This window comes from Pelagibacterium lacus (assembly GCF_003345525.1).
GTDB classification, from domain to species: domain Bacteria; phylum Pseudomonadota; class Alphaproteobacteria; order Rhizobiales; family Devosiaceae; genus Pelagibacterium; species Pelagibacterium lacus.
On sequence record NZ_QQNH01000002.1, the window covers coordinates 186,793 to 206,037 of the forward strand.

16 protein-coding genes are annotated in these 19,245 nt (G+C 64.9%); 12 read left to right on the top strand and 4 right to left on the bottom strand.

The window, feature by feature from the left end:
* The first annotated feature begins 76 nt into the window (after positions 1 to 76).
* The gene (locus DVH29_RS02440; protein ID WP_114644562.1) at positions 77 to 3,430 is read left to right on the top strand and encodes a hypothetical protein; all 3,354 of its coding nucleotides are present in this window, start codon (positions 77 to 79) and stop codon (positions 3,428 to 3,430) included.
* 9 nt (positions 3,431 to 3,439) lie between these two features.
* Here the strand turns inward: DVH29_RS02440 and fliP are convergent, their stop codons facing one another.
* Both fliP and DVH29_RS02450 read right to left on the bottom strand, forming a co-directional pair.
* A complete protein-coding gene (gene fliP, locus DVH29_RS02445; RefSeq protein ID WP_211198137.1) occupies positions 3,440 to 4,168 on the bottom strand; it encodes a flagellar type III secretion system pore protein FliP in 729 nt (242 codons plus the stop codon).
* A 37-nt stretch (positions 4,169 to 4,205) separates the two neighbouring features.
* Entirely contained in the window at positions 4,206 to 4,787 is a 582-nt protein-coding gene (locus DVH29_RS02450) for a flagellar biosynthetic protein FliO (protein WP_158541531.1), read from the bottom strand.
* Between the two features lie 207 nt (positions 4,788 to 4,994).
* Between DVH29_RS02450 and flgB the strand changes: the two genes are divergently transcribed.
* The 9 genes from flgB to alaS all read left to right on the top strand — a co-directional run bounded on the left by flgB (position 4,995) and on the right by alaS (position 15,157).
* On the top strand, positions 4,995 to 5,399 hold the full coding sequence (gene flgB, locus DVH29_RS02455; protein ID WP_114644564.1) for a flagellar basal body rod protein FlgB: 405 nt from the start codon (positions 4,995 to 4,997) through the stop codon (positions 5,397 to 5,399).
* A 28-nt stretch (positions 5,400 to 5,427) separates the two neighbouring features.
* Positions 5,428 to 5,841, top strand: coding sequence for a flagellar basal body rod protein FlgC (gene flgC, locus DVH29_RS02460; protein WP_114644565.1), 414 nt, complete (start codon positions 5,428 to 5,430; stop codon positions 5,839 to 5,841).
* 12 nt (positions 5,842 to 5,853) lie between these two features.
* A complete protein-coding gene (gene fliE, locus DVH29_RS02465) occupies positions 5,854 to 6,177 on the top strand; it encodes a flagellar hook-basal body complex protein FliE (RefSeq protein WP_114644566.1) in 324 nt (107 codons plus the stop codon).
* Positions 6,178 to 6,282: 105 nt separating this feature from the next.
* A complete protein-coding gene (fliQ, locus tag DVH29_RS02470) occupies positions 6,283 to 6,549 on the top strand; it encodes a flagellar biosynthesis protein FliQ (RefSeq protein ID WP_114644567.1) in 267 nt (88 codons plus the stop codon).
* A gap of 3 nt (positions 6,550 to 6,552) precedes the next feature.
* Positions 6,553 to 7,314, top strand: a complete 762-nt coding sequence (gene fliR, locus DVH29_RS02475) for a flagellar biosynthetic protein FliR (protein WP_114644568.1) — start codon at positions 6,553 to 6,555, stop codon at positions 7,312 to 7,314.
* Positions 7,315 to 7,317: 3 nt separating this feature from the next.
* Entirely contained in the window at positions 7,318 to 8,400 is a 1,083-nt protein-coding gene (flhB, locus tag DVH29_RS02480; RefSeq protein ID WP_114644569.1) for a flagellar biosynthesis protein FlhB, read from the top strand.
* Between the two features lie 114 nt (positions 8,401 to 8,514).
* Entirely contained in the window at positions 8,515 to 11,052 is a 2,538-nt protein-coding gene (cckA, locus tag DVH29_RS02485) for a cell cycle histidine kinase CckA (RefSeq protein WP_439331602.1), read from the top strand.
* 139 nt (positions 11,053 to 11,191) lie between these two features.
* A complete protein-coding gene (gene recA, locus DVH29_RS02490; protein WP_114644571.1) occupies positions 11,192 to 12,265 on the top strand; it encodes a recombinase RecA in 1,074 nt (357 codons plus the stop codon).
* Between the two features lie 228 nt (positions 12,266 to 12,493).
* Positions 12,494 to 15,157 (top strand): alanine--tRNA ligase, encoded by a 2,664-nt coding sequence (gene alaS, locus DVH29_RS02495; protein ID WP_114644572.1) that lies wholly within the window; start codon positions 12,494 to 12,496, stop codon positions 15,155 to 15,157.
* 124 nt (positions 15,158 to 15,281) lie between these two features.
* On the opposite strand, the gene DVH29_RS02500 is transcribed toward alaS, so the two are convergent.
* Positions 15,282 to 16,178, bottom strand: coding sequence for a DMT family transporter (locus DVH29_RS02500; protein ID WP_114644671.1), 897 nt, complete (start codon positions 16,176 to 16,178; stop codon positions 15,282 to 15,284).
* A 200-nt stretch (positions 16,179 to 16,378) separates the two neighbouring features.
* A complete protein-coding gene (locus DVH29_RS02505; RefSeq protein ID WP_114644573.1) occupies positions 16,379 to 17,593 on the bottom strand; it encodes an NADP-dependent isocitrate dehydrogenase in 1,215 nt (404 codons plus the stop codon).
* A gap of 169 nt (positions 17,594 to 17,762) precedes the next feature.
* Here DVH29_RS02505 and DVH29_RS02510 point away from each other — a divergent pair, with 169 nt between their 5' ends.
* Positions 17,763 to 18,326 carry a GNAT family N-acetyltransferase gene (locus DVH29_RS02510; protein ID WP_114644574.1) on the top strand — a complete coding sequence of 188 codons (564 nt, stop codon included), beginning with the start codon at positions 17,763 to 17,765 and terminating at the stop codon, positions 18,324 to 18,326.
* Entirely contained in the window at positions 18,326 to 19,135 is an 810-nt protein-coding gene (locus DVH29_RS02515; RefSeq protein ID WP_114644575.1) for an RNA methyltransferase, read from the top strand. Before DVH29_RS02510 ends, DVH29_RS02515 begins: the two co-directional genes overlap by 1 nt.
* Positions 19,136 to 19,245 lie beyond the last annotated feature (110 nt).

Consider the following 19,245-nt stretch of genomic DNA (forward strand, 5'->3'; position numbering starts at 1 on the left):
AGTTAGGGCGGCAGGCAGAATGCTTTCGACCACGAAGAAAAGTGGACGCTCGCCAGTATCGGGATCGACCGGAAGAATGTCCGGCACGACCGGGTTCGGGGCAGGCTGGTTCAGCGCTGCGAGGCAGGCCTCGCTGGCGCTGTTTTTGTCGTTGCCGCTGGTCGCCGCCGCATTTGCGCAGGAACCCATCGCGTTCGAGGCCGAGCCGCAGGACGGATATGCCCGGCTGATCCTGAGCTTTCCCGAACGCCTCAACCTGCCGGCCTATACGGTGAGCGCGGACAATGGGGTACTGATCATCGCGCTCGACGGCGTGGAGATGGACGGCACGCTGCCCGATGTCGGCATGATCATCGGCGACTACGCTTCGGTGGTACGGTTCGATCCAGACCGGGAAGCGATCCGCATGGGACTGCGCGCGCCCTTGCGGATCAATACCATCGCCGCCGGCGAACAGCTCTATATCGACCTGATGCCCACCGGCTGGAGCGGGCCGCCGCCGGGCCTGCCCGAGCCGGTGATCGCGCGGCTGGCCGAGCGCGCCGAGAGCGCGGCGCGGATCGCCGAAGAGCGGCGGCGGGCCGAAATGGTCGAGGAATACCGGCCCAGGGCCCTGATCAGTCTTGGGCGGCATCCGACCTTCACGCGGGTGATGTTCGACTGGAATGTCGGCACGAAGGCCGAATTCAGCCAGGACGGGCTTGATGCGCGGCTGAAATTCGATTGGCCGGTGCCCATCGATCTCTATCCGCTGCTCGCGGGCCTACCGCCGCAGATCGCTTCGGTAACGGCCGATATCGCGCCCAGCGGGACGGAACTGCGCTTCACGCTGGCCCAGGACGTGCCGTTGCGCTTTTACGAAAACGGCCTGGCGCAGTTCGTGCTCGATATCGACGATCCCGCTGCGGCAGCGGACCGGTTCGACATGGCCGCCCTGATCGCCGCGGCGGAAGGTCTGGCCACGCCGGCGGCCGAGCAGGCGGAGGCGGGCATGCCGAGCCTTGCCGATGCGGCGCCGGTCGTGGCGCCCGAGGCCATCGTTCCCCATGTGAGCGCGATCGGCTCGACGGTACGGGTCGTGTTCCCGTTCGCGTCCGAGACGCCTTCGGCGGTGTTCCGGCGCGGCAATGTGGTGTGGCTGGTCTTCGATACCGCGACCCCCATCGCCCAGCCGAGCGCGGCGGGCGGCGATATCCTCGATGGGCTGGTGAGCGCGTTTACCGTGCAGGCCGCGGGGGCGTCGCAAGTGGTGCGCATGGAGCTTTCGCAGAATCGGCTGGCAACGCTGGGCTCGGAGGGCCGATCCTGGGTGATTTCGCTCGGCGATACGCTTCTGGACGTCACCGATCCGATCGCCTTCGAACGCCGCCGCAGCGCTTCGGGTTTCTACGAGATCGTCGCCGGGCTGCACCGGCCGTTCAAGGTGCATCAGCTGCGCGATCCCGATGTGGGCGACATTCTCGACGTGGTGACGGCCCTGCCGCCGGCCCAAGGGGTGGTGCGGGATCTTGCCTATGTGGATTTCCTCGCGCCACGCTCGGCGCATGGGCTGGTGATCAAGCCGCTGCATGATGGGGTGCGGGTGGCGATCGAGGGCGAGGCCGTGGCCATCTCGGCGGCCACCGGGCTGACTGTTTCGGAAGAAACCGATGTCCGCTTCCGCATGCCGATCAACGGGACAGACAGCGCGCTGGATCTGGTCGCGCATTACGTGCCCAATCCCCTGCAATTCGAGGAACGGCGGGCCGAGCTGATGGCCCGGGCGGCGGCGAGCGAGGGGCGTGAACTCGACATGGCGCGCCTCGATCTGGCGCAGTTCTACCTCGGCAACGGCTTTGCCCATGAGTCGATCGGGGTGCTGGGCGTGATGGCCAGCCAATTGCGGCAGACGGTGCTCGAAACCGAGATGCTGGCGACGCTGGCGGCGGCCAATACGCTCGCGGGGCGCACCCAGGAGGCGCTGTCCATCCTCAATTCCGATCCGATGCGGGACGAGGCCGACGCCATGATCTGGCGCGCCATCGCGCGCGGGGAGGCGGGGATCGATCCGGCTTCGGCGCGCCTCGACGCCCTGGGTGCCCGCAGCGTGGTCAAGGACTATCCCAATTGGGTGCAGGCGCGGTTCGCCCTGGCGGCGATCCGGGCGGCGCTGACCCAGGGCGACGCGGACATGGCGGCCGACCTGCTGGCCGGGGTGGAGCTGTCAACCCTGTCGCGCGACCAGATGGCCCAATATGAGTTGTTCTCGGGCATGCTCGACCATCTCAACGGGCGCGAGACCGAGGCGCTGGAGAGCTATGGACGGGTGATCGCCTCCGACCGGCGTCCCAGTGCGGCCGAAGCGGTGCTGCGCACTATCGAACTGCTCGACGCAACCGGGCGGCTGGACGTGCATCGGGCCGCCTCGGCCCTGTCGGCGCAGGCGGCCCTCTGGCGCGGCGGGCCGCTCGAAGTCGCCATGAGCGAAAAGCTCGCCGATCTTCTCTATCGCGACGACCAATACCGGCAGGCCTTCGTCATGACCCAGGACATGGCGAACACCATCGCGGCGGGGCCGGCGCTCGATCGTCTGCTGGAGCGGGCGCGGATCGAGTTCGCCGGGCTCTATCTCGACGGCAAGGCCGATGTGCTGCCGCCGATCGAGGCGCTTTCGCTCTACTACGATTTCCGCCAGCTCACCCCGCCGGGGTCGGATGGGGACATGATGATCCGCAATCTGGCCGAGCGGCTGGTCAAGGTCGACCTGCTCGGCCAGGCGGCGGAACTGCTGCAATATCAGGTCGACAACCGGCTGCAGGGGGCGGCGCGGGCCCAGGTCGCCGCCGACCTGGCGGTGGTCTATATGGCCGGCCACGATCCCAATGCGGCGCTCAGTGTCCTCAGCGCCACCCGGCTGGCGGGCCTGCCGCCGGGGCTGGAGCGCCAGCGGCGCGTGCTGGAGGCCGGGGCGCTGATCAGCGCCGGCCGCCAGGCCCTGGCGCTCGACCTCCTGTCCGGGCTTACCGGGCGCGACGCCGAATTGCTGCGCATCGAGGCGCTGTGGTCGACCAAGCGCTATCGCGAGGCCAGCGAGAAGATCGAACTGCTCTATGCGCCGCAGGCCGATGACGGCGCGCTGACGCCCATGGCGCGCATGAACGTGATCAAGGCCGCCGTGGGGTATCTGTTCGCCAACGACACCATCGGCATGGCGCGGCTGCGGACCCGGTATTCGGAGGCCATGGCGCAGGTGCCCGAATGGCCCATGTTCGCCCTGGTGACCGAGGAGATGGACATCAACGCCGCCGGAATCCGCGACCTCGCGCGGCAGGTGGCCAATACCGAGTCGATCAACGCCTTCCTCAACGCCTATCGCGAGACCTATGCGGGGGAAAACGCGCTGACCCCGCTGCGCGCCGCCGAGCGCACGCAGTCCCTGGCGAGCCTTTGAGCCCGCCGGTCAGGTCCCGAAACTTCGGATGAGCGAGCCGGCGACCAGGTGCCAGCCATCGACCAGCACGAAGAAGATCAGCTTGAAGGGCAGGGAGATGATCACCGGCGGCAGCATCATCATGCCCATGCTCATCAGCACCGACGCGACCACCATGTCGATGACGACGAAGGGCAGGAAGAGCAGGAAGCCGATCTCGAAGGCGCGGCGGAGTTCCGAGATCATGAAGGCCGGAATGAGGATGCGCAGTTCGAGCGCTTCGGGCGTTTCGGGAGCCGGCGTGTCGGTGAGGTCGAGAAACAGCATCAGGTCGCGGTCGCGCACATGGGTGCGCATGAATTCGTGCAGCGGGCCGGCCCCCAGCTCCACCGCCTCGGTGAGCTCGACCTGGCCGTCGACGAGCGGCACGATGCCCATCTCATAGCTTTGCTGCAGGGTGGGGGCCATGATGAAGGCGGTGAGGAACAGCGCCAGCGAGATCATCACCGAATTGGGCGGGGCGGTCTGCAATCCGATGGCGGTGCGCAGCAGCGAGAGCACCACCACGATGCGGGTGAAGCTGGTGACCATCACCAGGATCGAGGGCGCCAGCGCCAGAATAGTGATCAGCGCGATGATCTGGATGGCGCGCTCGGTGAGCGTGGTCTCGTCCCCGAAATCGATGGAGATGTCCTGGGCATGGCCCAGCGAGGGGAGAAGGACGAGGGCGGCGGCCGCAAGGCCGAGGCACAACAGCAAGCGGGCGCCGGGGCGAAGGCCGCGACGCCTTTCCAGGTCAGGGCTTGATGGTGCCGTGCTCAGCGTATTCGCGTTCCCTGGGTTCGATCACCGGTTCGGGATCCACGGTGATGGATGCCGACATGGCAACGCTTTTAGCTGAGTCGGGGGCGAGGCGGCCGGTCTTGTCCGAGTTTCCCCCGTCAATTGAGGGCTCGTCGTCGGTCACCGGGCGTAGCAGGCCGGTATGGCGCAGGGATTTGGGGGCGGGACGGTGGAGGGGTTCGGGCGCCGGCGCCGGGTGAACCGCCGGCTCGGATGCCGGCACGCGGCGCTGGACGCGCTGGACCTGGGGCGCCTCGAAGCCGGATTCGACGACGAGGTCGTTGGGCCCGCCGATGACGATCAGGTGCTCGGTTTCGTCCCGGCGGATGATCACGGCCTGGCGCTTGTTGTCGATGGGGATGGAGTCGATCACCAGCAGGCGCCGGTTGCGACCGCGCCCGACGCCGCTGGTCGCATCGCCCACGAACTTGACCAGCCAGATGGCCAGGACGATGAGCACCAGCACGATGGCCAGAGCGACGGCCACGGTGATGACGTTGGTTTCGCCGCCGAACAGGCTCGTTAAAAATCCCACAGATCGTTCTCCTGATGATCGTTTCCCGCAGGGCCAGACACATAAAGCTCCGCCAGCATGCGGGCAAGACTTGCCTATCATAGTCCTTTATGCGGCCAGAATTGGGAAGTTTCGACATCCGGCGGCCAGCAATCTTAACGGGTGGTTAACCATGTGATGGGAAGAATTTGCCCAGTTGGCGACCGGAACGAAAGATTCGCACGCGACATGGCTATCGGGGACCTGCCGATCTTTGCGGCGCTGAAGGGCAAGATGCAATGGCACCAGACGCGCCAGTCGCTGCTGGCCGAAAACGTCGCCAATGCGGAGACGCCCGGCTATCGCGGGCGCGACCTCTCGCCCTTTTCCGTAGGGGATGCGGAGCGGCGGTCGGGCCTCGCGGTGACCACGGCGGCAACCAATGCACGGCACTTCTCGGTGGGCGGCAATGCCAGCCGGGCCATGGGCGCGCGGACGATGAACAGCTTCGAGATCATGCCCGAGGGCAATGGGGTGACGCTCGAGGAAGAGATGATGAAGGTCACCACCAACCAGATGGATTACCAGGCCGCCACCACGCTCTATTCCCGCTCGATGCGCCTGATGCGCATCGCGCTGGGCAAGCAGGCATGATGGCGCGGCGGGCGCAGGGAGACGCGAGATGAATGATTTCATGACGTCGATCAAGATCGCGGGTTCGGGGCTCAACGCCCAGACGGCGCGCATGCGGGTGATCGCCGAGAATATGGCCAATGCGGATTCGGCGGGCAATACGCCGGGAGCGGACCCTTATCGGCGCAAGATTCCGACCTTCCACGCCATGCTCAATCGCGAGCTGGGCGCCTATGAGGTCTCGGTGGGCCATCTCGCCTATGACATGAGCGATTTCGATAGCCGCTACGAGCCGGGGCACCCGGCGGCGGACGAGAACGGCTATGTCAAATATCCCAATATCAACACGCTGATCGAGACCATGGACATGCGCGAGGCCCAGCGCACCTATGAGGCCAATCTCAACGTCGTCACCGTGTCGCGCCAGATGCTGGGGCGCACCCTCGACATCCTGCGCGGCTAGGGAGCCCTTTAGATGAGCACGCCTTTCAATGCCGCGACGGCCGCCTACGGCAATATCTCGCGCCTGATTTCCGATCAGGCGGCGGGCAAGACCTCGACCCCCGTCGCCAATGCCGGCGGCGCCAATTTCGGGCAGATGCTGGCCGAGCAGATCAATTCGGTCGCCGAAGCGGGCCGGACCTCCGATCAGCTCGGCATCGACATGATGAATGGCAAGGCCAATGTCATCGACGTGGTGACCGCCCTCGCCGAAACTGAAACCGCCATGGAGACCATGGTCACCCTTCGCGACAGGGTGATCTCGGCCTATGAGGAAATCATGCGCATGCCGATCTGATGGCATGAGCGCGGGCTGCAAATGGCGGGCCCACGACAATCACCTTGGCTGAAAGATTGGGTGTAAGCTGTCGTTAACGAATCGCGCGGGGCAGGAGGCTGGCGCATGAGTGGGGCCGCGACGCTCGACATCGCCACATCGGGAATCTGGACGCTGATCATCCTCGCCGCGCCGATGATGATCGTGGGACTCGTGGTCGGCGTGGTGATTGCCCTTTTCCAGGCGCTGACCCAGATCCAGGAAATGACCCTGGTCTTCGTGCCCAAGATCATCGCCATCTTCGTCACCCTGCTGCTGGCGCTGCCCTTCATGGGCGCGACCATGGCCGCTTATATGGACCAGATCGTCGATATGATCATCGTCGGCGGATAACCCATGACGGTGAACTGGGGCCCGGACGTCGCCTATTATTTCTTCCTCATCTTCGCCCGGCTCGGCACCATGCTCATGCTCATGCCCGCCCTGGGGGAACAGACCATCCCGGCGCGGCTGCGGCTGACCTTCGCGCTGGCTTTTGCCGTCCTTCTCTATCCGCTGGTGCTGCCGCAACTGGGAAGCGTGCCCCAGAGCGTGGGCGGGCTGATGGCCGCGGTCGGGCACGAGTTGGCGGTGGGCTTCATCCTTGGGGGATTGCTGCGGCTGATCCTCACGGCGGCGCAGGTCGCCGGCGCGGTCATCGCGTTCCAGATGGGGCTGTCCATGGCACAGACCTCAGACCCCACCCAGCCCGGCGTGCAGGGCGCCATCGTGGGCAATTTCCTCGCCATGCTCGGGGTGACGCTGATCCTTGCCACCGACATGCACCACATGCTGCTGGCGGGGATCTATGAAAGCTATACCTATTTCCCGCCCGACGCGCCGCTGATGCTGGGCGACGCGGCCGACATGGCGACCCGGATCATCGCCCGGTCTTTCGTCATCGGCGTACAGATGGCCGCGCCGCTTCTGGTCTTCGGGCTGGTGTTCTATCTGGGGCTGGGGATTCTCGGCCGGCTGATGCCGCAGATCCAAGTGTTCTTCATGGCCATGCCGGCCAATATCATCATCGGGCTGATCCTTTTTGCCCTGCTGCTGGCGCTGATGATGGGGCTCTATATGAGCTATCTCGAAGATCATTTCTCGCTGTTTCTGGGCTAGGCGATGAGCGACCAGCCCGAACAGAGCGAAAAGACAGAAGACCCGTCCCAGAAACGTCTCGAGGACGCGCACAAGAAGGGCGACGTGGTCAAGAGCCAGGAAGTAACGACCTGGTTCATGGTGCTGGGCTCGGCCATGGTGTTCGCCTTCGTGGCGCCGATGACTGCCGGTTCGGTCATGACCACGTTGGGCGGCTATCTGGGGCAGGCGGATCTCTACGAGGTCGGCGGGCCGGGGTTCGGGGCCTTCGTCACCAATGCCGCGATCAGCCTTCTCGGCGCGCTGCTGATTCCCATGGCCCTGCTCGCCTTGTGCGGGGTGGCGGGCAACATGGTGCAGCATCGCATGGTGTTCTCCCTCGACCCGATCAAGCCCAAATTCTCCAAGGTTTCGCCGATCGCGGGCTTCAAGCGCCTGTTCTCGACCGAGGCGCTGGTCAATTTCGCCAAGGGCCTGTTCAAGCTCGTGGTGTTCTCGACCATCATGGTGCTGGTGGTGTGGCCCGATCGCGACCGGCTCGACACCATCATGACCGCCGAGCCCACCATGATCCTGACCCTGTTCCAGGAGATCGGGATCAAGATCTTCATCGCCACCCTGATCGCCATCACGGTGATCGCGCTGCTGGATTATCTCTATGTGCGGCACAAATGGTGGAAGCGGCAGATGATGACGGTCAAGGAGGTGCGCGACGAATACAAGAACATGGAGGGCGACCCCCATATCAAGGGTCGCATCCGGCAGATCCGGCTCGAACGCAGCCGCAAGCGCATGATGGCGGCGGTGCCCGACGCGACCGTGGTGGTGGTCAACCCGACCCATTATGCGGTGGCGCTGAAATACGACCGCGACATGGCGGCCCCCGAAGTGGTGGCCAAGGGGGTGGATTCCATCGCCCTCAGGATACGCGCCCTGGCCAGGGACCACGACATTCCCATCGTGGAAAACCCGCCCCTGGCGCGGGCGCTCCATGCTGGTGCCGAAATCGGCGAGCAGATTCCGGCCGAGCATTTCAAGGCTGTGGCGCAGATCATCGGCTATGTGATGCGGCTGAGGAGCCGGTCGCGCTGGAAGAGCGGGAGCTAGTTCTGTTAACAGCGCGTTAATGCAGGCTACCCAAGCCAAAGCCCTATTTGCTAACAATGAAGCGTCCGATTCGACGGGCGGCCGACTGGTGTAACGAGGAACAAAGCGATGGCGTTGCTCCGGAGCGAAGAGGATCACTATCCCGAGCCCATGGTGGCACGCTCGTTTTCGAGCGGGGCGCTGTGGCGGGTGGTCATCCTATCGCTGTGCTTTGTCGGGGTCGCCGTTGCGTTCTCGCTGATGGGCGAGACCATTTCGCCCGAAATGATCGTTCTTTTCCTGGGCGTCCTGGCGGTGATCGGCGTCTTTTCGCTGTTCGCGCTTACCGCAGGGCTGTTCCGCTTTGCCGGCAGCAGCGAAAAGCGCACGCTGGCGCGCGCGGTGGTCGACAGCCTGCCCTATGGCGCGGTGGTGACCGACCGGGACGGCAAGATCGTCTATGCCAATGCCCAGTATTCCGAGCTTTCGCGGTCGGTTTCCAAGGGCGTTCCGGTGGGCGTACCGCGATTGTTCGCCAGCCAGCCGGAAGCCAGCGAGGCGGTCTATCGCCTTTCCCGCGCGGCGCGCGACGGCCGTTCCATCATCGAGGACATCCGCATCTCGCGCGGGCACACGCATGCCCTATGGTATCGCGTGGCGGTGCGAGCGCTGCCCGATTTCGAGGGCGCGACGGGGAAATCGGTGATCTGGACGGTCGAGGACATCAGCCGCGACCGCGAGGCGCAGGAGAATTTCTACGTCGAACTGCAAAAGGCCATCGACTATCTCGACCACGCGCCGGCCGGGTTTTTCTCGGCCAATGCCCGCGGCCGCATCCAGTATCTCAATTCGACCCTGGCCGACTGGCTGGGCTATGACCTGGCCAATTTCGAGGCCGGGCAGATCGACCTGGGCGACATCGTGCATGGGGACGGGGCGGGCCTCCTGATGGGTGGCGGGCAGGACGGCGCGGTGCGCACCGAAGTGGTCGATCTCGACCTCGTGCGCTCGGACGGCACCAACCTGCCGGTGCGCCTGCTGCACCGCGCTGCGCGGCTGGCCGAGGGCGAGTTGGGCGAGACGCGCACCCTGGTGCTCGACCGCTCGCGCGCCGTGGACGGGGAAGAGGCGCTGATGGCCGCCGAAGTGCGGTTCTCGCGGTTTTTCAACAATACGCCCTTTGCCATCGCGGCGCTGGACGGAGAGGGCAAAGTCGTGCGCACCAACGCGCCCTTTACCCGAATATTCGGGGTCGCCTCGGGCGAACGCGGCATCGAGGGGCTCGATATCGCCGGCCTGATCGATGGCGAGGGACGGGAAAAATTTGCCACCAGCCTCGCCGAGGCCAAGGCGCACAAGGCCGAGATCGAACCGGTGGACACCACCATTCCCGGCGACAAGCCGCGCAATGTCCGCCTGTTCATCTCGGGGGTTGAACAGGGCGGGGACGCGGACGAGGCGGCGATCCTTTATGCGCTCGACATGACCGAGCAGCGCCAGCTCGAGGAGCAGTTCGCCCAGGGCATGAAGATGCAGGCCGTGGGGCAATTGGCGGGCGGCGTAGCCCATGATTTCAACAACGTGCTGACGGCGATCATCGGGTTTTCCGACCTGCTGCTGCTGAAGCACAAGCCGTCCGATCCCTCGTTCTCCGACATCATGTCGATCAAGCAGAGCGCCAATCGGGCCGCGGGTCTGGTGCGGCAACTGCTGGCCTTTTCGCGCCGGCAGACCCTGCGGCCGCAGGTGCTTGACGTGCCCCAGCATATCGACGACCTGACCGTGCTGCTCAAGCGGCTGATCGGCGAACATGTGACCCTCGACGTGGAGCATGGGCGCGATGTGTGGCCCGTGCGGGCCGATCTGGTGCAACTCGAGCAGGTGATCATCAACCTCGCGGTCAATGCGCGCGACGCCATGCCCGAGGGCGGGCAGATCACCCTGCGCACCCGCAATGTGGAGGAGGCCGAGGCCGCCGCGCTCGATTATCGCGGCATGCCCGCGGCCGATTACGTGCTCATCGAAGTGGCCGATACCGGCACCGGCATGCCGCCCGAGGTCATGGAAAAGATCTTCGAGCCGTTCTTTTCCACCAAGGAGCTGGGCAAGGGCACCGGGCTCGGCCTTTCCATGGTCTATGGCATCATCAAGCAGACCGGCGGGCACATCTATCCCGAATCCGAACTGGGCAAGGGGACGATTTTCCGGCTGTTCCTGCCGCGCCACATCCCGGTGGAAAAGCCCGAGGCCGCCAAGGCCGCGGCGGCGCCGGTCAAGGATCTGACCGGGAATGAACGCATTCTCATCGTCGAGGACGAGGAAAGCGTGCGCATGTTCTCGGCCCGCGCGCTGTCGGCCACCGGCTATGAGGTATTCGAGGCGGGATCGGGCGAGGAAGCGCTCGAGGTGATTGAGGAAGTCAATGGCGAGCTTGACCTCATCATCTCGGACGTGGTGATGCCGGAAATGGACGGGCCGACCCTCTTGACCGAGGTGCGCAAGACCTATCCCGACCTCAAGGTTATCTTCGTTTCCGGCTATGCCGAGGAAAGCGTGCGCCAGGGGCTGGCCGACGATACCAGCGTCGAATTCCTGCCCAAGCCCTATACGCTCGACCAGATCAACTCCAAGGTAAAGGAAGTGCTCTCCGGAGGCGCCACCCAGGGCAGCTAGCGCGCCTTGCGCGAATGTTCTCATTTTGTCCCTTGACAGAAATGAAACAAAATGAGAACAAAGTGCCCGGGAACAATGGTGTCCATGATCGTCCGTCGCGTTGCACATGCGGGGCCGAGGTGAAATAAGGAGAGCTCGAATGGCGGTTTCACAGCTTCGCGTGGTAGACGGGGGTTCGATGGACAAGAACAAGGCGCTCGAGGCGGCCCTGGGGCAGATCGAGCGCAATTTCGGCAAGGGTTCGATCATGCGGCTGGGGGAGAACACCTCGGTCAATGTCGAATCGATTTCGACCGGCTCGCTCGGGCTCGATATTGCGCTGGGCATCGGCGGATTGCCGCGCGGGCGCATCGTCGAGGTGTTTGGGCCGGAAAGCTCGGGCAAAACGACGCTGGCGCTGCATGTGGTGGCCGAAGCCCAGAAGGCGGGCGGCATCTGCGCCTTTGTCGATGCCGAGCATGCCCTCGACCCGATCTATGCGCGCAAGCTGGGCGTCAATGTCGACGAGCTGCTGATTTCCCAGCCCGATGCGGGCGAACAGGCGCTCGAGATCGCCGATACGCTGGTGCGTTCGGGGGCCATCGACGTGCTGGTGATCGATTCGGTGGCTGCATTGACCCCGCGCGCCGAACTCGAGGGCGAGATGGGCGATTCGCTGCCCGGCCTGCAGGCGCGCCTCATGAGCCAGGCCATGCGCAAGCTGACCGCCTCGATCTCGAAATCGAAGGCCATGGTGATTTTCATCAACCAGATCCGCATGAAGATCGGCGTGATGTTCGGTTCGCCCGAAACCACGACCGGCGGCAATGCGCTCAAATTCTATTCCTCGGTGCGCCTCGACATCCGCCGCATCGGTTCGATCAAGGACCGCGAGGAAGTGGTGGGCAATCAGACCCGTGTGAAGGTGGTCAAGAACAAGCTGGCGCCCCCGTTCCGCCAGGTCGAGTTCGACATCATGTATGGCGAGGGGATTTCCAAGACCGGCGAATTGCTCGACCTCGGGGTCAAGACGGGGATCGTCGAGAAGTCGGGCGCCTGGTTCTCCTATGACAGCCAGCGGCTGGGGCAGGGGCGCGAGAATTCCCGGCAGTTCCTCAAGGACAATCCCGAGATCGCCCAGCAGATCGAGAATGGGGTGCGCGAGAGCGCGGGCCTGATCGCTGCCGAACTGATTACCGCCGAAGAGGGCGGAGAGGGCGACAGCGAGGACTGAAGCGGTCCCGCCGCTCCCATGCAATCGGATTGACCTCCAAGACCTCTGGCGCCGGGCAACCGGCGCCTTTCTTCGTTTTGCCGTGCGGGCGCCGCATTGCGCTCGACTGGCGCACACGCTAGAAGGCAAGCTCCAAACGCCGCGGTCCCCACCATCCCCGAGGGGCTGTCCGGCTCTATCACAATAAGATCCCGGCACAGGCTGCCGCACAGGGTTACCGGCGCGACCATGACAAGTGTAAACGACATCCGTTCGACCTTCCTCGACTTCTTCGCCAGGAACGGACATGAAAAGGTCGCATCGAGCCCCCTGGTGCCCCGCAACGATCCGACGCTGATGTTCACCAATGCGGGCATGGTGCAGTTCAAGAACGTGTTCACCGGGCTCGAGAAGCGGCCCTATAGCCGCGCCACGACCTCGCAGAAATGCGTGCGGGCCGGGGGCAAGCACAACGATCTCGACAATGTGGGCTTTACCGCCCGCCACCTCACCTTCTTCGAGATGCTGGGCAATTTCTCGTTCGGCGATTATTTCAAGGAGCAGGCGATCGAGCTGGCCTGGTCGCTGGTGACCAAGGAGTTCGGGCTCGACAAGAGCAGGCTCCTCGTCACCGTCTATCACACCGATGACGAAGCGGCCGATTACTGGAAGAAGATCGCCGGGCTCGGTGACGACAGGATCATCCGCATCGCGACCTCGGACAATTTCTGGTCGATGGGCGATACGGGGCCCTGCGGTCCATGTTCGGAAATCTTCATCGACCGGGGCGAACATATCTGGGGCGGCCCTCCAGGCACGCCGGAAGAGGATGGCGACCGCTTCCTTGAATTCTGGAACCTGGTCTTCATGCAGTTCGAGCAGTCCGCCGACGGGACGCAGGAGCCGCTGCCGCGCCCCTCGATCGACACGGGCATGGGGCTTGAGCGCATGGCGTCGATCCTGCAAGGGGTCGAAAGCGTCTTCGAGACCGATATGTTCCGCTCCATCATCGATGCGACGGCATCGGTGATCGGCCATGCTCCGACCGAGGAGAACAAGGCCTCTTACCGGGTGATCGCCGATCACCTGCGCTCAATGGCGTTCCTTGTCGCCGATGGCGTGCTGCCGGCCAATGAAGGGCGCGGCTATGTGCTGCGCCGCATCATGCGCCGCGCCATGCGCCACGCGACCCTGCTCGGCTCGAACGCGCCGGCGATCTTCAAGCTCGTCCCCACCCTGGTGCGCGAGATGGGCCAGGCCTATCCGGACCTCGTCCAGGGCGAGGTGATGATTTCCGAAACCATCCGGCTCGAGGAAGAGCGCTTCCTGCGCACGCTCAGCCGCGGCCTGCAGATCCTCGAGGAGGAGGCGACGGGCCTCGCACAGGGCGATACGCTGGCGGGTGAAACCGCGTTCAAGCTCTACGATACCTATGGCTTCCCGCTCGACCTGACCCAGGATGCGCTGCGCCTGCGCGGCATCGGCGTCGACCAGGGTGGGTTCGACGCGGCGATGGCGCGGCAGAAGGCGGAAGCGCGCAAGAACTGGTCGGGCTCGGGTGATGCGGCGACCAGCGCCGTGTGGTTCGAAGTGGCCGACAGGGCTGGGCCGACCGAGTTCCTGGGCTATGAGACCGAGGAAAGCGACGGTGCCGTGGTGGCTCTGGTGCGCGATGGGACCAGCGTCGAAGCACTGGCGGCCGGGGAGGAGGGTTTCGTCATCGTCAACCAGACCCCCTTTTATGGCGAAAGCGGCGGCCAGGTCGGGGATACCGGCACGATGGAGGGCGAGGACGGCGCACGGGTCGCTGTACTCGACACCATCAAACAGGCTGGCGGGGTGTTCGCGCATCGGGTGCGGGTCGAGGCGGGGCGGGTCGCCGTGGGCGACGCGCTGACGCTCAAGGTCAACCATGCCCGCCGCGCGTCCATCCGGGCCAATCACTCCGCGACCCATCTGCTGCACGAGGCGTTGCGCGAAGTGCTGGGCAGCCATGTGGCCCAGAAGGGTTCGCTGGTCTCGCCCGACCGCCTACGGTTCGATTTCTCGCACACCAAGCCGATGAGCGATGCCGAACTCGCCGAAGTCGAGCGCATGGCCAATGCCATCATCTTGCAGAATGCTCCGGTCGAAACGCGGCTTATGGCGGTCGACGACGCCGTCAAGGCGGGCGCCATGGCGCTGTTCGGGGAAAAATACGGCGACGAGGTGCGCGTTGTCTCCATGGGCACGGCGCTCGAGGGCGACAAGGCCGGCCAGACCTATTCCATGGAATTGTGCGGCGGCACGCATGTGCGGCGCACCGGGGAGATCGGGCTGGTGCGGCTGGTGCAGGAAACCTCGGTGGCGGCCGGCGTGCGCCGCGTCGAGGCGCTGACGGCCGAGGGCGCGCGTGCCTATCTCGCCGAGCAGGAGAATGAATTGAAGGCCGTGGCGGCGGCGCTCAAGGTGTCGCCGCGCGATGCCCTTGCGCGGGTGCAGAGCCTCGTTGAGGAGCGCAAGGCGCTGGAACGGCAATTGGCCGAGGCGCGCCAGAAGCTTGCCATGGGCGGCTCGGCCGGCGCGCCGGCGGCGGAAGCCGAGGAGATCGCCGGCGTCAAGTTCATCGGCCGCATCGTCGAGGGGCTGCAGCCCAAGGACCTGCGCGGGCTGGTCGATCAGGGCAAGAAGCAGATCGGCTCGGGCGTCGTGGTCATCGTGGGCGCCACCGAGGACGGCAAGGCCGGGATCGCGGTCGGGGTGAGCGACGACCTCACTGGCCGGGTGAGCGCCGTCGATCTGGTGCGGATCGGCGCGGCGGCCCTGGGCGGTCAGGGCGGCGGCGGGCGGGCGGACCTGGCGCAGGCCGGCGGCCCAGACGGCACGCAGGTCAACGCCGCCGTCGATGCCATCCGGGGGCATCTCGCCTCTTAGAGCGTTTCCAGCAAAAGTGGACACCATTTTTGCGGTTCGGAAACGCGACAGATCAGAGACTTAGAGCTCCTGTTCTGATTCAATCAGAACAGGAATTGCTCGAGAGGCGGATGCCGCGCCCATCTTAAAGATCCTGCCGCCGGCGGGCAAAGCGGGCGAGGTGCAGGCCGACAAGGACCCGGGCTGCGGCGACGCCCGGCGTGGCCATGCCGGCGACAACGACGATCACCAGGCCGACTATGGCGATGGCGTCGGGATATTCGGCATAGAACAGGCCCCCGAGGATGATGGCCCAGGCGATCTGGCTGTATTGCGCCGGGGCGATCTGGTTGGCGGCGGCACGCCGTGTGGCGGCGATCATCAGCAGTTGCGCGGTTCCGGCGAACACCCCCATCAGCACGAACATGGCCATCTGCTCGAGGGTGGGCACGACGAAGCCGGGGATCATGGCTATGCCGTTGAACACCAGCGTATGGGCGAGAAGCACGCCGAGCAGGGAGATGCGGCGTTCGCTCGCCGTCACCGTCTTGAGGATGATGGCGCTCACCGTGGCCGAGACGGCGGCGCAGGCGGCAGCGATATGGCCGAACTCCAGGGCGCGGAAGCCGGGGCGGACCACCAGCATGACCCCCAGGAAGCCGATGGCGAGCAGCAGCCAGCGCATCGGCGTCATCGATTCGCGCAGCACCAGCACCGAGAGAATGGTGACGAGGATCGGCGTGAGAAAGATCAGCGCATAGGCTTCGGTCAGCGGAATGGTTGTGAAGGCGACGGTGGCCATGACCATCGAGACGATGCCGCACAACCCGCGCAGATGCATGAGCCAGGGATGGGTGAGCCGCCAGGCGTCGCGCCAGCGTTCGCCGCGGGGGCGCACCACGAGGGCGGGGATGAAGGAAAACAGGGTGAGGAAAAACCCGATCTGGAAGACGGACAGGCTGTCGCCAAAGCCCTTGATCACCGCGTCGCAGAAGGCGAAGCAGGCATAGGCGGCAAGCGCGAGAAAGACGCCGACCGGCATCGCGATACCCATGTTCGAAAAGGGACGGCGGCAAGCCGGCCCGAGATTGGCCCGAGCCCCCGAGGGCGTCCCTTCAGGCTATAGCGGTCCGGCGGGCCCGTCGAGGGGCATTTGGCGGCAAGCCGTGCGCCGCGGCGCGGCAAACATAAAAAAGGCGGCGCATGTGTTGCGCCGCCTCGCAATGGGAGGAGTTTGCGGGCTTACTTGCCCATGGCCTTTTGCAGGTTCTCGTCGATGGCATCGAGGAAGCCCATGGTGGTGAGCCAGGGCTGGTCGGGGCCGACGAGCAGGGCGAGATCCTTGGTCATCTTGCCTTCCTCGATGGTGTCGACGGTGACCTTCTCCAGCGTCGCGGCGAAATTGGCCAGGTCCTCATTGCCGTCGAGCTTGGCGCGGTGGGCGAGGCCACGGGTCCAGGCGAAGATCGAGGCGGTGGAATTGGTCGAGGTTTCCTTGCCCTGCTGATGCTGGCGATAGTGCCGGGTCACCGTGCCGTGGGCCGCTTCCGCTTCGACGGTCTTCCCATCGGGAGTCATCAGGACCGAGGTCATCAGACCCAGCGAGCCGAAGCCCTGGGCGACGGTGTCGGATTGGACGTCGCCGTCATAGTTCTTGCAGGCCCAGACATAGCCGCCCGACCATTTGAGGGAGGCGGCGACCATGTCGTCGATGAGGCGATGCTCGTACCAGATATTCCTGGCTTCGAACTGGTCCTTGAACTCGGCTTCGTAGATCTCCTGGAAGATGTCCTTGAAGCGGCCGTCATAGACCTTGAGGATGGTGTTCTTGGTCGACAGATAGCAGGGGACACCGCGGCCCAGCGCGTAGTTCATCGAGGCACGGGCGAAGTCGCGGATGGATTCGTCGAGATTGTACATGCCCATGGCGACACCGGAGGACGGGGCGTCGAACACTTCGTGCTCGATCTCGGTGCCGTCCTCGCCGACGAATTTCATGGTCAGCTTGCCCTTGCCGGGGAAGCGGAAATCGGTGGCGCGGTACTGATCGCCGAAGGCGTGGCGGCCGATGATGATCGGCTGGGTCCAGCCGGGAACGAGGCGCGGTACGTTCTGGCAGATGATCGGCTCGCGGAAGATCACGCCGCCGAGGATGTTGCGGATGGTGCCGTTGGGCGAACGCCACATCTTCTTTAGCCCAAACTCCTCGACGCGGGCTTCGTCGGGGGTGATGGTGGCGCATTTGACGCCGACGCCGTGCTTCTTGATGGCATTGGCGGAGTCGATGGTCACCTGGTCGTCGGTGGCATCGCGGTTCTCGACGCTGAGGTCGTAATATTCAAGATCGATGTCGAGATAGGGGTGGATCAGCTTGTCCTTGATGGCTTGCCAGATGATCCGGGTCATCTCGTCGCCGTCGAGTTCGACGACGGGATTGGCGACTTTGATCTTGCTCATTCAGCGCTCCGCTATACCTGATTGAAAAGGGATGGCGCCCCTATAGCATCGACCGCGCCCGGCGCAAAGGATCGCGGCGTGCTATTTGGGCAAGGAGCACAGCGCAAATCTTGCCATCGGCGCGGGTTGGGATTAGTCCGGTCACTTCGAGTTTTTTCGACGGACAATCATGGCCTTTTTCCCCCTCGAAACAGAACGGCTGGTCCTGCGGGCCGTCACGCAAGCCGATGCCGCGGCGATCGCGGATTATCAGGGGCGGGAAGACGTCGCCCGCTATGTGCCCTGGCCGCCGCGCTCGCGCCAGCGGGTCGAGGAACTCATCCCGCGCTGGATGGCGATGAACGGGGAGGGCGAGGGGAGCGAGGGCGTTCAATATGCCATTGTCCTCAAGGCCGACGGGTGCCTTATCGGCGATTGCATGCTGATGTATGGCGATCGCGAAGCCCGGCAGGGGGAGATCGGCTATCTGCTCTCCCCGCATCATCACGGGATGGGCTATGGGACGGAAGCGGCGCGCGCCATGCTGAAAATGGGCTTCGAGACCGCCGGGCTGCACCGGATCGCCGCCCGGTGCGACGCGCGCAACACCGCCTCTTGGCGGGTGATGGAAAAGCTGGGCATGCGGCGGGAGGCGCATTTCCGTGAACACGCGCTGTTCAAGGGCGAATGGGACGAGGAACTGGTCTACGCCATGCTCGAGGATGAGTGGCGGGCCGGGCAGGGACAGAACTGATGGCCGGCACCGACAGCAGCAAGGCGGTCGTCTTCCGGGATTCGCCGGCGATCATTCTCGTCGAGCCGCAATTGGGCGAGAATATCGGCGCGGCGGCGCGGGCCATGGCCAATTTCGGATTGTGGGACCTGCGGCTGGTCAATCCGCGCGACGGGTGGCCCAATGAAAAGGCGGTGGCCGCTGCCGCCAAGGCCGATCACGTGATCGGCCGCGTGCAGGTGTTCGAAACGCTGGCCGAGGCCATGGGCGATCTGCATCTGGTGCATGCGACCACGGCCCGCAATCGTGAAATGTTCAAGCCGGTGATCGGGCCCGATGTGGCGGCAGACGCCATGGTCTCGGCCATCGGCGCGGGCCGCAAGACGGGAATCCTGTTCGGGCGGGAACGGTGGGGCCTCAACAACGACGAGGTCGCGCTCGCCGATGCCATCGTGACGCTGCCGGTTGAACCGGCCTTCGCCTCGCTCAATATCGCCCAGGCCGTATTGGTGCTCGCCTATGAATGGCGGCGCGCGGCGCTCAAGGACGCCCCCCTGCCGTTTGCCGCCGATGAGGGAGAGCCGGCGCCGCGCGGGCAATTGGCGGGGCTGACCGAGCAGTTGGGCGAGGCGCTCGACCGGGTGGGGTTCTTCAAATCCCCCGACAAGCGGCCGGGAATGATGAACAATATCCGCTCGATGTTCGCCCGGGCCGGCTTCAATGCCCAGGAAGTGCGCACGCTTCGCGGCATGGTCGCGGCGCTCGACCGCCGGCACGAGCGGGCTAATCCGACGCGGGTTCAACCCGACGACGATGCCGGAAGCGCTTGACTTTGTCGGCCCGCGCCCATAGAAACCGCCCATCCTGAATGGGTTTGCCCATCGGGAAGCACCCGGGACCGTCGGTTTGCGTATCAGGGTCAGGCATTCGCCGCGACCCG

What these genes read in the sequence shown, in the direction of transcription:
- fliE (WP_114644566.1), top strand. Translation starts at nt 5,854, where the DNA reads ATGAGCACGCCTTTCAATGCCGCGACGGCCGCCTACGGCAATATCTCG.
- flgC (WP_114644565.1), top strand. Translation starts at nt 5,428, where the DNA reads ATGAATGATTTCATGACGTCGATCAAGATCGCGGGTTCGGGGCTCAAC.
- flhB (WP_114644569.1), top strand. Translation starts at nt 7,318, where the DNA reads ATGAGCGACCAGCCCGAACAGAGCGAAAAGACAGAAGACCCGTCCCAG.
- fliR (WP_114644568.1), top strand. Translation starts at nt 6,553, where the DNA reads ATGACGGTGAACTGGGGCCCGGACGTCGCCTATTATTTCTTCCTCATC.
- DVH29_RS02510 (WP_114644574.1), top strand. Translation starts at nt 17,763, where the DNA reads ATGGCCTTTTTCCCCCTCGAAACAGAACGGCTGGTCCTGCGGGCCGTC.
- DVH29_RS02505 (WP_114644573.1), bottom strand. Translation starts at nt 17,593, where the DNA reads ATGAGCAAGATCAAAGTCGCCAATCCCGTCGTCGAACTCGACGGCGAC.
- alaS (WP_114644572.1), top strand. Translation starts at nt 12,494, where the DNA reads ATGACAAGTGTAAACGACATCCGTTCGACCTTCCTCGACTTCTTCGCC.
- DVH29_RS02500 (WP_114644671.1), bottom strand. Translation starts at nt 16,178, where the DNA reads ATGCCGGTCGGCGTCTTTCTCGCGCTTGCCGCCTATGCCTGCTTCGCC.
- DVH29_RS02440 (WP_114644562.1), top strand. Translation starts at nt 77, where the DNA reads ATGTCCGGCACGACCGGGTTCGGGGCAGGCTGGTTCAGCGCTGCGAGG.
- flgB (WP_114644564.1), top strand. Translation starts at nt 4,995, where the DNA reads ATGGCTATCGGGGACCTGCCGATCTTTGCGGCGCTGAAGGGCAAGATG.
- recA (WP_114644571.1), top strand. Translation starts at nt 11,192, where the DNA reads ATGGCGGTTTCACAGCTTCGCGTGGTAGACGGGGGTTCGATGGACAAG.
- fliQ (WP_114644567.1), top strand. Translation starts at nt 6,283, where the DNA reads ATGAGTGGGGCCGCGACGCTCGACATCGCCACATCGGGAATCTGGACG.
- DVH29_RS02515 (WP_114644575.1), top strand. Translation starts at nt 18,326, where the DNA reads ATGGCCGGCACCGACAGCAGCAAGGCGGTCGTCTTCCGGGATTCGCCG.